This window comes from Candidatus Accumulibacter sp. ACC007 (assembly GCF_907163205.1).
In the GTDB taxonomy this organism is placed as follows: Bacteria; Pseudomonadota; Gammaproteobacteria; order Burkholderiales; family Rhodocyclaceae; genus Accumulibacter; species Accumulibacter regalis.
Genome location: NZ_CAJQUD010000008.1, coordinates 333910 through 346940, shown reverse-complemented (window position 1 = coordinate 346940; position 13031 = coordinate 333910). Strand labels below are relative to the sequence as shown.

Genomic DNA, 13031 nt, shown 5'->3' with positions numbered 1-13031 from the left:
GCCAGGCGCCAGTTTGGCGGGCTGGACAACACGCTGGATTACGATTTCATCCCCACGGCGGTCTTCTGCCAGCCGAACATCGGCACGGTCGGTTTCACCGAAGAGGAGGCGCGCGCCAGGTTTGGTCACCTGCGCCTGTTCAAGTCCACCTTCAAGCCCATGAAGCACACCATCAGCGGGCGCGACGAGAAGACGTTCATGAAGCTGATTGTCGACAAGGCCAGCGACCGGGTCGTCGGCGCGCACATGATGGGCCCGGACGCTGGCGAGATCATGCAGGGAATCGCCATCGCCATGCGCGCCGGGGCCACCAAAGCCGTCTTCGATACGACCATCGGCATCCATCCCACCGCTGCCGAGGAATTCGTTACCATGCGTGAAGCCTGGCGGGAGGACTGAGCGTGCCTGTCCAAAGCCTTGCCGATCCGTTTGTCGAACCCGGATATGGCCTACAATCATTTCAGTGTGACCCGCAGCAACGACTGATTTTCCAACACAACGAAGGAGAAACAAGATGTCGCATGATGTCCCGAGCGTAGTTTTCAAGACTCGCGTACGCAATGATTCCCTGGGTGGGCCGAACCCTTTCGAGTGGAAGGATCTGAGCAGCGACGACATCTTCAAGGGCAAGAACGTCGTCGTCTTTTCACTGCCCGGCGCCTTCACGCCGACCTGCTCGACCTCGCATCTGCCGCGCTACGAGGAACTCTATGACGAGTTCAAGGCGCAGGGCGTCGATGCAGTGGTCTGCATCTCGGTCAATGACGCCTTCGTCATGTACCAGTGGGGCAAGAGCCAGAATGCCAAGAATGTCTTCCTGCTCCCCGATGGCAATGGCGAGTTCACCCGCAAGATGGGGATGCTGGTCGACAAGCACAATCTCGGCTTCGGCCAGCGCAGCTGGCGCTACTCGATGTATGTCGAAGACGGTGAGGTAAAGCGCCTGTTTTCCGAAAAGGGCTTCGCTGACAATTGCCCGACCGACCCCTTCGAAGTGTCCGACGCCGACACCATGCTCAAGTATCTCAAGAGCCGCTGATCCCCAGCGCAAGGGGAGGGAAGGCTTGCGACGCAGCGTGAAGCGTCGGGCCCTTCCTGTCCCCTGGCTTTTCCCGGCGGGTTCTTGCCCGCCGAAAGCTTTCCGATCCCGGCAATACTCCTCTCCGGGAAGGAAGGCCACGATGGGTGAACTCGTCGTCCATAGGAATCCACAATCCTGTTTGCAGGCCAGTCCGTCATCGCTCCCCGCACGCGTGTTGGGCTATGCCTTTACGGTAAACCGCGTCAGGCGCACGTCGACGGTGAGTGACAGCGCCGTCAGCTGCGCGGCAATTGCACGCCGCTCGGCGCTGGCGCGGTAAAGGTGCGGGGTCATTGCCAGCAGGTCGGCAATCGTCTCCTGGCCGGCGAGATCGAGCGAGTAGCGTAAGCTTTCGCTCGACAGGCCGGCAAAGCCAGGCGGTGGGTGCACGGTGGCCGCACGTTCCGGCTTCAACGTCGGGTAGATGATTTCGCGCAGTTCGCGCAGGTGATCCGGCCCGGCATCGACCTGCAGCAGTTGGCCGTTCGCTTTCAGTACGCGGGCGAATTCGGCATACACCGGGAAGCCGAAGATGCACAGCAGCCGATCGATGCTGCCCGCCTGTACCGGCAAGACGGCGTTGCTGCCGACGACCCAGCTGGGCCGCGGGTCCTGTTTGGCTGCCGACAGGACGGCCCACTTGGAAATGTCCAGCCCAAGCAAGGCCAGCGTTTGTCCGTCGCCGCCCGTCGCCGCCGCCAACTGGCGCAGGTAGTAGCCCTCGCCGCAGCCGGCATCGAGGCAACTGGCCGTGGCCATGGCGGGCAGATCCCTCAGCGCGGCCTTGCAGACCGCAGCGGCGATCGGCTCGTAGAAACCGCCATTGAGAAAACGCCGGCGGGCGGCGACCATCTCCTTGCTGTCGCCCGGGTCGCGCGAGCGCTTGTTCTGTACCGGCAGCAAGTGGGTATATCCGTGACTGGCGATGTCGAAACTGTGCCCGGCAGCGCACCGCCATGTCGCACCGCTGCGTTGCAGGGGAACGCCGTCCAGCGGGCAGGCGAGCGCCTGGAATGGGGTGATGTTCATGAACTGTGCCCGCTGAAAGCCTGAGGAAGTAGCTTGCTCTGTCGCCGCGGCTATTTTACGAGCGTATTGCTGCTCAGCAAGGCCAGCACCAGCACGGCCAGCACGAAAGACAGTCCCTGCCAGAAGCGCAGCGGGTTGCGGTCGATGAGTGGCGTCGCGCGTTCCTTGAGCAGGGCCGGGTTGGGGTGCCTGAGGTCGTGGGTGAACTCCGAGAGTTCCGCGTAGCGCTGGTTGGGGTCGGGGTGGACCGCCTTGGCCAGGGCGGCGTCGATCCAGGCCGGGATTTCGCGCTGTTCGTCGAGTACCGATTGGTACTGCAGCTTCCTTTGCGCGGCCCTGGTTCTCGATTTTGCGACCTCTGCCCCGTAGGGTAGTCGTCCGGAGAGCATCTGGTAGGCGATGACGCCGAGCGAGAACAAATCGGCGCAAGGCCGTCCCGCTTCGCCGAGGAAGTATTCGGGCGCAGTGTACTGGACGGTCCCGAGAATGTGCGGCTGAAGGTTCGTCGTTCCGGCTTCGGCGAGTCCGGACACGCGTGCGGCGCCGAAGTCGATGATTTTTACCGTGCCGGAAGCATCGATCATGATGTTGTTCGGACGCAGGTCCTGGTGCAGCATTTCCAGGCGATGGAAAGCGAGCAGGCCTCTGGCAATCTGTTCGACGATGGCGCGCACCGTTTCCAGTTCCGGCGCCGGATTGTCGACCATCCACTGCGCCAGCGTCTGCCCTTCGATGTATTCGCTAACGACGTAGACGTAGTGGCGTTTTCGCGTCTGCGCGCAAGGTTTCAGAACGTGTGCGCTGTTGATGCGCCGTGCGATCCACTCCTCCAGCATGAATCGCTCCAGGTACGCGGGGTCGTCGCGAAGATCGATGGAAGGCGTCTTGACGATGACCAGCGCGCCGCTATCGACATCCTCGGCGAGATAGACGTGGCTGCGGCTGCTGCCGTGCACCTGGCGAATGATCCGGTAGCCCTCGAAGAGCATCCGCGCTTCCAGAACGGGCGCCGGCGGCAGCTCTGCCAACTGGTGATAGAGCTCGTTGGGCGCCTGCCCGGGCAGGGTTTCTATCCTCACGATCTGGGCCGTCAGATTGTCCTTGCTGCCCCGCGTGTACGCTTCCTCGGCAATGCGTCTGGCTGCCGCGTCGAGATCGTCGCCGGCTTCCCTGATGGCCGCGATGATGAATGGCGGCGCAGCGAATTCGTGGACACCGTCGGTGGCCAGGATGAAAACGTCGCCTTCTTCGGCCTGCAGGGCCAGATAGTCGATTTCGAGTTGCGGGCTGATGCCCAGCGCGCGGCTGAGATAGCTTTGCTCCGCGGAAACGACGAGCCGGTGGTCGTCGGTCAATTGTTCCAGGTTGGCGTCGCGGAGGCGGTAAACGCGGCTGTCGCCGACATGGAAGATGTGCGCGGTGTTGGACTTGATGATCAGCGCGCTGAGGGTGCACACATAACCGCGGTCCATGTCGTAGCGGTACTGGCTGTGCCGGCTCTGCGCATAAAGCCAGGAGTTTGCTGCGCTCAACACGCGCTGCGCCGACGATTTGACCGACCATGCTTCCGAAGTGCAGTAGTAGTCGTCGAGAAAGCTCTTGATCGCCGATTCGCTGGCCACGTGGCCGACGTCGCTGCTGCTGATGCCGTCGGCCAGGGCGATGGCGATTCCCTTCGAACCCAGTAGCGGTTCGTCCGGGATGCACAGCCCATGAAAATCCTGATTGATTTCCTTGCGCCCCTTGGCCGAGTACTGGCCGGCAGTGAGAGTGAGTTTGCTGGACATTGCGCGTGGCCTGGGGCTCGCGCCGCTGGCGGTGAGAGCCCCACACAAAGGCCGGCTACCGCTCAGGCGGCGTTGTGCTTCGCGCGGCCGGTGTTCAGGTGGCCGGCGTAGTCGGCGTTGCGCTTCGGTGCCGTGCGCACGTGCGTCGAGTACAGCGTCAGGCCGACGAAGGCCAGACCGCCGACCAGATTGCCGAGGACCGTCGGGATTTCGTTCCACACCAGATAGTCATAGATCGAGAAGTTTCCGCCCAGCATCAGGCCCGACGGGAACAGGAACATGTTCACGATCGAATGCTCGAAGCCCATGTAGAAGAAGAGCATGATCGGCATCCACATGGCGACGACCTTGCCCGTTACGTTGGTCGACACCATGGCGCCCACGACACCCGTGGAAACCATCCAGTTGCACAGCACGCCACGGATGAAGAGGGTCAGCATGCCCGCTGCCCCATGGGCTGCGTAGCCGACCGTACGCCCTTCGCCGATGACGCCTATTTTCTGTCCGACGATGTTCGGTTCCGTGCTGAAGCCGTAGGTAAAGATGATCGCCATCATCACCGCCACCGTCAGGGCACCGGCGAAGTTGCCGACGAAGACCAGGCTCCAGTTGCGCAGGATGCCGCCCACGGTCACTCCCGGTCGCTTGTCGATCAAGGCCAGCGGGCAAAGCGTGAACACGCCGGTCAGCAGGTCAAAGCCGAGCAGATAGAGGATGCAGAAGCCGACCGGGAAAAGGATGGCGCCGGCAAGCGGTTCGCCGGTCTGGACAGTGATGGTGACGGCAAAAGCGGCGGCCAGGGCGAGGATGGCGCCGGCCATGAAGGCGCGAACGAGGGTGTCGCGGGTGGACATGAAGATCTTCGATTCCCCTGCATCGACCATTTTGGTGACGAACTCTGTAGGTGCTAGGTAGGACATGATGTGCTCTCCTGGGTGAGTGATGGATTCTTCGGATGCATGGGTGTCAGCGCAGGTTGGTCGTCTCTGTCTCTGCACCCAGCAGCCGTTTTGCCGGACCTGAACCACACTAAGCACGTAGCGTGCCAGTCGGCGAAAACCCGCAAGCGGCAAGCCTCAGCTTGTTTCCGGCCGCTTGCTCGAACTGATTTCCGCCCTCACTTGGGGCGCTCCGCCCGGGTCTGCGCCTGTTCCTGGTGCGGCAGTGCAGCAAAGTCGACAGGCGACGCGTTTGCCCCAAGACCTGCTTCGCCGCGGGCCAGTGAATCCACTCCCGAGGCAGGCCGGACGGCCGATCTGCAGGCCTTTCCTGGACGAGGTTGCGGCCCTGGCAAGGCGCCCGGCGCACGGTCAATCGTCGCGAAAACTGCGCCTATGCGGCATGGCACGAATACTGCTGGAGCTATCGGGCATGCACGCGGAGAAAGCCTGCGTGGCATTTTCAACCGCGCAAATCCGCGCTGACCAGGAGCTAGCCATGAAGCGCATTGAAGTCACCGAAATGATCGTCGCCGCCAAGATCCAGAAAGGTCTCAAGTGGGCCGACGTGGCCAGGGAGGTCGGCCTGTCCAAGGAATGGGTCACCGCCGGTTGTCTCGGCCAGATGACCTTCGACAAGGAGCAGGCGACGACCGTCGGCAGGATCTTCGGCCTGCCGGCCGACGCCGTCGCCTTGCTGCAAGTCGTTCCGTACAAGGGCTCACTGCCGACCGCCGTGCCGGCGGACCCGCTGCTCTATCGTTTTTACGAGTTGATCAACGTCTACGGGACGACCTTCAAGGAATTGATTCACGAGGAATTCGGCGACGGCATCATGTCGGCGATTGACTTCAACGTGAACCTGACGCGCGAAGCAAACGCCGCCGGCGACCGCGTGAGCATCGTCATGTCGGGGAAGTTCCTGCCCTACAAGAGCTACTGATCGCTGAACGAGGCGAACGGCTTGCCTATGGCCTGGCCAGCGCGGGGGCCGGTGAACCGGCGCGGATCCCGCTTCCACTCGCATGAGCACCGGCACGGGTAACCGGCTTTCCTTGGGTTGACTCCGTGCCGTGACCCGCTCCGCGCAAGCTGGGCCGCTACACCGCGGTTCAGGTGGATAACCAGTGTCGCCCAGTCAGCGCCAGTGACTTATCTCCGCATCATGCTCAACCAAGAAAGGGTGCTATCCTGCGCAACATCCCGCCATGGATTGAGATTTCATGATCCGTTCTCACCTCGTCGAACTCATGCGCCGCCATCAGCTGAAAACGACCGAGTTGGCGCGGCTGGCGAGCGTCAATCGCAGCACGGTGGCCGCATTGACGCGCGATCGGGCGACCCGGGTCGATCTCACCGCGCTGGAGCGAATCTGCACGGTCCTCGGCTGCGGGCTCGGTGAGTTGCTGGAAATCGTCCCGGACGAGCCTCGGCAAAACGACAACCCGCCGACTGCGGGAGCGACCTGAATGCCCATGAGCCTCAGCCGCTGGCAGGCCGTCTCACAGTCGCAGTTCGCCTGGGAGCGCGAGGCTCTGGACTGGCTTCGCAACCACCTTCCCGATCGCGAGCCCTGGCACGCCTGGACCAACTTCGAGTTCATCGACGAGGAGGGCAAGGTCAACGAGGTTGACGCCCTGGTCCTCACGCCAGCGGGTCTCTTCCTCATCGAGATCAAGAGCCGGCCTGGCGACGTCACCGGCGACGCGCATACCTGGCTGTGGGTCACCGACGGTCGTGAGCGGGCCTACGACAACCCGCTGATCCTCGCCAACCGCAAGTCGAAGCGACTGGCCAGCCTGTTGCGGCGGCAGTCATCGGTATTCAAGGCGAAGGTGCGCTTGCCCTTCGTTGAGCCGCTGATCTTCCTGTCGGCCACCAGCCTTCACTGCAAACTAAGTGGCCCGGCCCGGTCAGGCACCTACCTGCGCGGTCAGCCGGACAGCGAGTCCGATACCAGCATCATCGACGCACTGCAAAACGGCAGTGGTAGTGCCCGCGCGATTCAGCCCAGCCGCATCGACCATCAACACGCCCGGGTGCTTGCCCGGGCCATGGCAGAGGCCGGCATAAGGCCCTCGAACAAGCATCGCAAGGTCGGCGATTACCAGCTCGGCGCGCTGTTGTCGGAAGGCGGCTCCTACCAGGACTGGGAGGGCACGCACACCGCGATGGCGGCTGTACGCCGGCGCGTTCGCATCTACACGGTTGCTGCCGCCACCACGCCTGAGGCGCGCAAGTCGCTGGTTCGCCAGGCGCAGCGAGAGTTCCAGATCCTCGAAGGCATCGACCACCCGGGCATCGTCAAGGTCAAGGACTACCAGGACACCGAACTCGGCCCGGCGCTCATCTTCGATCACGACCCCAAGGCAATCCGGCTCGACTTCCTGCTGCGCGAGCGTCCTGTTTCAGGACCTTGCCGGCGCAACGCCACGGCCGCGCATCATGAACTGGCAGACGGGTGCACGAGAGGGCACGCAGAGCAGCGGCACCATCGATCCAGCGCGCCGTACGGTCGGTGGCACCATGCACGTCGAGGAGTATGTCGAGGACCCCGGCCTGGTCTATCTGGCTCCAGAAACCTCGCAATCAGAGACGCAGCAAGGCCCCAGCCTGGATGTCTTCAGCCTGGGTGCGATCACCTATCACGTCTTCTCCGGCCAGCCACCGGCAAGCTCGGTGCTCGATCTCGCCGAAAAGCTGCGCATCGGGCAAGGCCTGCGGCTGTCGGACGTGCTCGATGGCTGTGGCAAGCAGCTGCAGGACCTCATCCAGTACGGCACCTGCCGTCGGGTACGCCGGATGCAAGCGAGCTGGTTTTCGAGGGCGGCCGTGTGAAAACGGCGTCCGGTAACGCGGTGGTGTGCACCTGGTCGGAAGGCGTACGCCACGGGGCCAAGAAGAACGGCTATCACGGCGGCGTCTCCGCGCAGGAGGTCGTCGTGCCGCTGAGCGTATTCACGCCGCGCAACATGGTGTTGAAGGGCTGGCAGGTGGCGGCGGCATCACAGCCGGATTGGTGGGCGCCGCTGGAAGTGCCATTGCCGGCAGGCGGTGCTGAAACGCCGGCGCTCCCCAAGAAGCTGCTGAAAGCGAAACCGCCGGCTGCACCCACACCGCAGATCGATCTGTTCGGTGGGGCGCTACCTGTTGCGGCAGTCGATCCTGAAGTGCACTGGATCGATGCACTTCAGGCGTCGCCCGCCTACAGGGCGCAGAAGGCGCTGGCAGCGCGGGTGGCACCGGCCGATGCCGACGTGCGCTCCCTGTTGGAGGCATTGGCGGCTCGTGGCGGGAAGCTTTCCAAAGCAGCGCTCGCGCAGCGCCTTGGTATGCCCGCAATGCGCATCAGCGGCTTTGTCAATGCCGCCAAGCGCGTGCTCAACGTTGATCAAGCCGCGGTACTGGTGCTCGACGAGACGGCGGGTACCGTGGAACTGAACCGGGAATTGTTGGGGCGGCAGTTTCGGGTGACGGTGCGATGATGGGCGGATTACGGCGGAAACTGCGGGTGGTTCCAGCCGCCAACCGGGCAGGGGTTCCGAAAAAGTTGACGGCGTACCGTAACCGCGGAGCGCCACCTGTTGCATTCCTTTACAACACCTATTGCTGTTGTTAGTATTTACAACATGCCAGCCGTGCTGATCCTCGATGACCGCTACCCGCTCGGGGATGATGCTTTCGTCGCTGTGCGTGTATTCCGGGTGCCAACCGAGGTACCCGGCAGCACGCACGATCTGAAATACAGTCTGGCCTACGTGGTGGATGGGGTGCGCGCGCTTCGCTTTGACAACGAGGCCGGCAAGGGCGACCACGTCCACCGTGGCGAAGCGGAGGCTCCCTACCTGTTTGCCTCGCTGGAACAGATTTTGGCGGACTTCTGGACCGCCGTCGATGATTGGAGAAAGTGACATGACAAACACCGTAACCATCGGCGTTGCGTCGCGCGCAGAGATCAATGCTCGTTTCATGCGCGCAATGACCACCGGCGAGCGCGCCGCGCCCTTTATCGGCTTTGTCGATGAGCGGGCGCTATGGCGCACGCTGACACCGCTGCGTTGGGACATCCTCAAGGTGATGACGGGTGCCGGGCCGCTCGCATTGCGGGAAATTGCGCGGCGTGTGGCGCGCGACGTGCGCGGTGTGCATACAGACGTGCATTCATTGCTGGCCGCCGGGCTGATCGAGCGAGACGAGGCAGGGTTTCGTTTTCCTTACGATGCGGTGCATGTGGATTTCATTCTGACGGCGGCGTGACTTTCGAGAACGCTAACGCTTGCGGCAAGTAAATGCAGGACCTTGCACTTTGTCCCCTCCCGGCCATTATGCATAGTTCCCAGTTATGACCAGTTGCGGTGCGGGCCGCGGCATCGCACGAGCACAGGGTCGGTGTACGATACCTGCGGCCTGCGCATAATTACAGGGTCTTCAGGAACTCGAGCAACGAGTTGGGTGCCTTGTAGCGCCTGATCGCGGCGTCTGGTTCCTGCAGTCTCCCCAGGGCCTGCTCCTTCATCGCGAGGTCAGCTTCGACGTATAGGTGAGTTGTCGTCGGGCTCTCGTGCCCCAGCCACAGCGCGATGACGCTGATGTCTACGCCGGACTGCAAGAGGTGCATTGCCGTCGTGTGGCGGATGAGGTGCGGGGAGACCCGACGCTTGGCAAGCTGCGGCTGCGCTACAGTCGCGGCCTTGACGGCGAGTGTGAGGCGCTGGGTGACGTTGCCACGCGTCATGGCGTGGCCATCGCGGTTGGGCAACAGCGCCGATGTTGGTTGCAGCTGCGGGTTTAGTCGCAGCCACGCCCGAATCTGCTTCACCGTCGATCGCCACAGCGGTACCGTGCGCTGCTTGCGCCCTTTGCCATGCAGTTGCACGCACGCTGCACCGTCAAGCACCACGTCGGCCAGCGTCACGCCGATGATCTCGGAGACCCGGGCGCCGGTGTTGTAGAGCATCCTGATGAGTAGGTGGTCGCGCTGGCTTGTCCAGGACTCGTCCGGCTTGCCGATGATCGCCAGCATCTCCTCGCGCGTCAGGAAGCCCAACATCGGCCGCTCGAAACGCTTCATCGGCACGGCTAGCGCCATCTCGACGGCATGCAAGGCGCTCATGTCGCGCCGACCGGCGAACTTCAGGAACGCGCGCAGCGCCGCCAGCCGGGCATTGCGGCTCCTCACCGCATTGCCGCGCTCGCACTCGAGGTGGTCGAGGAAGGCCAAGATCAGCCCCGGCGTGATCTCCTCGAGCCGGATCTCGGTAGGCTGCTTGCGCAGCCGCACCTGGGCGAAGTTCAGAAACAGCAAGAAGGCATCGCGATACGCGGCAACTGTGCGTGGGCTCATCGCCCGCTGCTGCTGCAAGTGCTCGGCGAAGAACGCCTGTACCAGGGCCGCGAAGCTGGGCGCCTGGACTGAATCGGGCTTAACCATCGTCGTCCTCCTCGGCTTCGTACGGATCGACGAAGTGCTCGAAGCGCCTGCTCACCACTTGCAGGAGTTCGGGCGTGCCCGTGAGGTACCAGTACGTGTTGGAGACCTTGGCGTGGCCCATGTAGGTCGACAACGCCAGCATGTGCTCGTGCACGTTCTCGCCCTGCTCATGCCAGCGCAACAGGCGGCGCACCGCAAAGCTGTGGCGCAGATCGTGGATGCGCGCCGCACCGTGGCCGCCGCGGGAGACCCAGCCCAGTTTCCGGCGCAGCTGATCGAAGATGCGGTGTGCCTGCCGATCACTGAGCGCCCGGCCGAGACGGCGGCCGCGGGTGGCGATGAAGAACCGCCCTTCAGGATCGGCAGGCACATACTTCGTCCGCTCACCGCGGTAAGCGCACAGGGCGGCCACTGCACTGGGGTGCAGCGGCACCAGCCGCGACTTGCCGAACTTGCTGCAGCGGACGGTCAGCAAGCCGACCTTGAGGTCGACATCCGCGTTGACCAGTGCCAGGGCTTCGGAGATGCGCAGACCTGTACAGGCGATCAGCCCGAACAACGTCCGCATGACGGCACTACGCAGTGGCGGCCCGACCTGCCCGGCCGCTTCGAGCAACGCCTCGACCTCCTCGTCGCGGAAGATGTGTGGGGTCAGCCGGCCCGGGACCGGCCCGAAGGTCGCCTCATCGGGCACCTCGGTGGCCGGCTCGAACTGCTGCAGCCAGCGCGTAAACGGCCTGAGCAGACGTAAAGCGCGAGTCGCCGTACCCCGATCACCTTGGCCACCCTTGGCCTGACGCGCCCAGGAAGCCATTAACTCGACGGTGAGCGGCCCGCGGTGACCGGCTGCCTCGGCATAGCGCGCGAACCGGCCGAGCGCTTGACCCATGTAATGAAGTTCGAACCCGAGGCGACGCCGCTCGGCCAGGTACTCCGCGATCCGCTCGGGAAGGGATATGCGCGCGCTCATGCTGCGCTCCCGGGCCAGGGCAACGCCACTTCAGCCAAGGCAACGCGATCGGTCTTCGCGTAGATGAGAGAGGTGTTCAGCGAGCGGTGGCGCAGCACGTCGGCGACTTCCTTGATCGAGCCGCCGCTGTTGACCAGCCGACAGGCCAAGGTGTGGCGCAGCGCGTGTGCCCGGCCATGCGGGATACCGGCACGGCTGAAGGCGTCGCGGATCACCCGCCGGATGGCATGAACGCTCACCGGCGCATCGTGCGGTGCTATGCAGCGTACGAACAGGGATCGGTTGCTGGTAGCCGGTCGCTCATGCCGCAGGTAGGCCTCCAGCGCCTTGCCCGTGAGTACCGGCAGCGGCAGGACATCCTGGCGGCGAGACTTCGTCCGCCTCAGCGTGAGCGTGCCGTGCGGCCAGTCGATGTCGTCCAACTGCAGCCGGTTGATCTCGATACAACGAAGGCCCAGATCAAGCGCCAAGCGGACGACCGCATAGCCGCGCTTGGGCGAGCGCAGCGTCTGGCTGAATGAGCTCAGGACACGGCCGACCTCATCGGGCTGCAGCGCTTGCGGCAGCGACGCATGAGCCCAGTTGGCGGGCGAGGCGATGACGCCCAGCAGCGTTTGCACCGGATCGCCGCAAGTGGAGCGCCAGCGCAGATAGTCACGCACGGCGGCGTTGATGGTCACCGCGTTGCTGATCGTGTTGCGCAGCTCCAACTGCTCGCCGACGAAGCGGCGGATGTCCTCCGGCCGCAGCTTGCGCAGATCCAGAGGGCGGCCTGCGAATTTGTGCACCAGTAGCCGCTCGATGATCCGCAGTCGGACGGAACGGGTGCCGCTCGCCAGCCCGCGGGTATCGAGCATGTAAGCGTCGTAGTGACTCAGTTCTTCGGCGATCGGACCCGACGCCGTCGGCAAGTCAGCGATCACGCCGCGCTGGCGAAGGATGGCCAGCAGGGGCATCAAGGCAGCATGTGCCTCGCGCGGATGCCGCATCACCGGCGCTCTGCAACCACAGTGTGGCAGGTGCTCCTGGAGAAATTGATCGATGCGGCTCTCGTCGAGCTTGGCCACCGGCAATCGGCACAGCGACATCCAGTGAGCGAAGTGTGAGACGGCGTTCAGACATCGCTGGCTTGTGCTGGATGCGTAGCGGCCGCGCTCCAGTCGTTCGCGGTAGGCCGGCACATACGCGGCCAGCGGACCATTGAGCAACCAGCCTCGCAGCGTCAGATGCAAGGAGGGGATCTTGGGCATGGTAATCTCCTATCCGGAAGAGGAGTTACCGTGCTGCTCCTGCGCCGGACTTATGTCCAGCCCAAGGCTCGTCAACGCTTCAGATTAGGAGCAAGGACAGGCCGATTCAGCCATTGCGGTGGGCCAACTGTTCATAACTGGGAACTATGCATAATGGCCGTTATGAACATCTATCCATAACGGCCACAACCTGCCGGTCGAGGTGGTCATCCAATTTGAATAGCCAAGGCGTTCCGTGACGCGGCTGAATGTCCGGAATTCGGCAAGCAACTTGATGCCTGCACTGTCTCGACACGGCCACAACCTGCCGGTCGAGGTGGTCATCCAACTTAAATAGCCAAGGCGTTCCCTGACGCGGCTGAATGTCCGGAATTCGGCAAGCAACTTGATGCTTGCACTGTCTCGACCCGGCCAGGAGCAGACGGGGGAAAAATCTGCCGAGAGCGGCCATTGAAGCGGCCTGCGTGTATGCTATCGACGCGCTCTGGAAATCGCCATTTCTCGCGATTTTTTTATCCTCTAGAATCAGTACCCACTGCGCGCAG

At 63.3% G+C, this 13031-nt stretch carries 14 protein-coding genes and 2 pseudogenes; 9 read left to right on the top strand and 7 right to left on the bottom strand.

All coding sequences use genetic code 11. The features are described from left to right. Positions 1-399: pseudogene (locus QZ634_RS17725) on the top strand (glutathione-disulfide reductase); the annotation flags it as partial. Between the two features lie 115 nt (positions 400-514). Further along, a complete protein-coding gene (locus QZ634_RS17720) occupies positions 515-1039 on the top strand; it encodes a peroxiredoxin (protein WP_291990666.1) in 525 nt (174 codons plus the stop codon). Between the two features lie 222 nt (positions 1040-1261). Here QZ634_RS17720 and QZ634_RS17715 read toward each other — a convergent pair whose 3' ends face one another. The 3 genes from QZ634_RS17715 to QZ634_RS17705 form a co-directional block, all read right to left on the bottom strand. Then, a complete protein-coding gene (locus QZ634_RS17715) occupies positions 1262-2110 on the bottom strand; it encodes a putative RNA methyltransferase (protein ID WP_291990664.1) in 849 nt (282 codons plus the stop codon). A 50-nt stretch (positions 2111-2160) separates the two neighbouring features. Next, entirely contained in the window at positions 2161-3897 is a 1737-nt protein-coding gene (locus tag QZ634_RS17710; protein WP_291990663.1) for a bifunctional protein-serine/threonine kinase/phosphatase, read from the bottom strand. Positions 3898-3959: 62 nt separating this feature from the next. Further along, complete coding sequence (locus tag QZ634_RS17705; RefSeq protein ID WP_291904009.1) at positions 3960-4817, bottom strand: formate/nitrite transporter family protein; 858 nt, start codon at positions 4815-4817, stop codon at positions 3960-3962. 517 nt (positions 4818-5334) lie between these two features. On the opposite strand from QZ634_RS17705, the gene cynS reads away from it, so the two are divergent. The 3 genes and pseudogenes from cynS to QZ634_RS17690 form a co-directional block, all read left to right on the top strand. Further along, a complete protein-coding gene (cynS, locus tag QZ634_RS17700; RefSeq protein WP_291990661.1) occupies positions 5335-5778 on the top strand; it encodes a cyanase in 444 nt (147 codons plus the stop codon). Between the two features lie 280 nt (positions 5779-6058). Further along, a complete protein-coding gene (locus QZ634_RS17695) occupies positions 6059-6304 on the top strand; it encodes a helix-turn-helix transcriptional regulator (RefSeq protein ID WP_291990659.1) in 246 nt (81 codons plus the stop codon). Then, positions 6305-6646 (top strand): annotated as a pseudogene (locus tag QZ634_RS17690) (NERD domain-containing protein); the annotation flags it as partial. It lies immediately after the preceding gene. Positions 6647-6748: 102 nt separating this feature from the next. On the opposite strand, the gene QZ634_RS17685 reads toward QZ634_RS17690, so the two are convergent. After that, a complete protein-coding gene (locus QZ634_RS17685) occupies positions 6749-7195 on the bottom strand; it encodes a hypothetical protein (protein ID WP_291990703.1) in 447 nt (148 codons plus the stop codon). An 85-nt stretch (positions 7196-7280) separates the two neighbouring features. Between QZ634_RS17685 and QZ634_RS17680 the strand changes: the two genes are divergently transcribed. The 4 genes from QZ634_RS17680 to QZ634_RS17665 all read left to right on the top strand — a co-directional run bounded on the left by QZ634_RS17680 (position 7281) and on the right by QZ634_RS17665 (position 9092). Further along, positions 7281-7673, top strand: a complete 393-nt coding sequence (locus QZ634_RS17680; RefSeq protein ID WP_291990702.1) for a hypothetical protein — start codon at positions 7281-7283, stop codon at positions 7671-7673. Continuing rightward, complete coding sequence (gene pglZ, locus QZ634_RS17675) at positions 7580-8320, top strand: BREX-2 system phosphatase PglZ (RefSeq protein ID WP_291990700.1); 741 nt, start codon at positions 7580-7582, stop codon at positions 8318-8320. The genes QZ634_RS17680 and pglZ overlap by 94 nt, the downstream gene beginning before the upstream one ends. 99 nt (positions 8321-8419) lie before the next feature. Next, positions 8420-8746: a DUF6516 family protein gene (locus QZ634_RS17670; protein ID WP_366145418.1), complete on the top strand. Its 327-nt coding sequence runs from the start codon at positions 8420-8422 to the stop codon at positions 8744-8746. Continuing rightward, entirely contained in the window at positions 8730-9092 is a 363-nt protein-coding gene (locus QZ634_RS17665; RefSeq protein WP_291981323.1) for a transcriptional regulator, read from the top strand. The genes QZ634_RS17670 and QZ634_RS17665 overlap by 17 nt, the downstream gene beginning before the upstream one ends. A 160-nt stretch (positions 9093-9252) precedes the next feature. On the opposite strand, the gene QZ634_RS17660 is transcribed toward QZ634_RS17665, so the two are convergent. Genes QZ634_RS17660 through QZ634_RS17650 form a run of 3 tightly spaced genes read right to left on the bottom strand, consistent with a single transcriptional unit; the run spans position 9253 to position 12486 of the window. Further along, entirely contained in the window at positions 9253-10266 is a 1014-nt protein-coding gene (locus QZ634_RS17660) for a tyrosine-type recombinase/integrase (RefSeq protein WP_291985053.1), read from the bottom strand. Next, the gene (locus QZ634_RS17655) at positions 10259-11236 is read right to left on the bottom strand and encodes a tyrosine-type recombinase/integrase (protein WP_291985051.1); all 978 of its coding nucleotides are present in this window, start codon (positions 11234-11236) and stop codon (positions 10259-10261) included. The genes QZ634_RS17660 and QZ634_RS17655 overlap by 8 nt, the downstream gene beginning before the upstream one ends. Further along, positions 11233-12486 (bottom strand): site-specific integrase, encoded by a 1254-nt coding sequence (locus QZ634_RS17650; RefSeq protein WP_291985049.1) that lies wholly within the window; start codon positions 12484-12486, stop codon positions 11233-11235. The genes QZ634_RS17655 and QZ634_RS17650 overlap by 4 nt, the downstream gene beginning before the upstream one ends. Positions 12487-13031 lie beyond the last annotated feature (545 nt).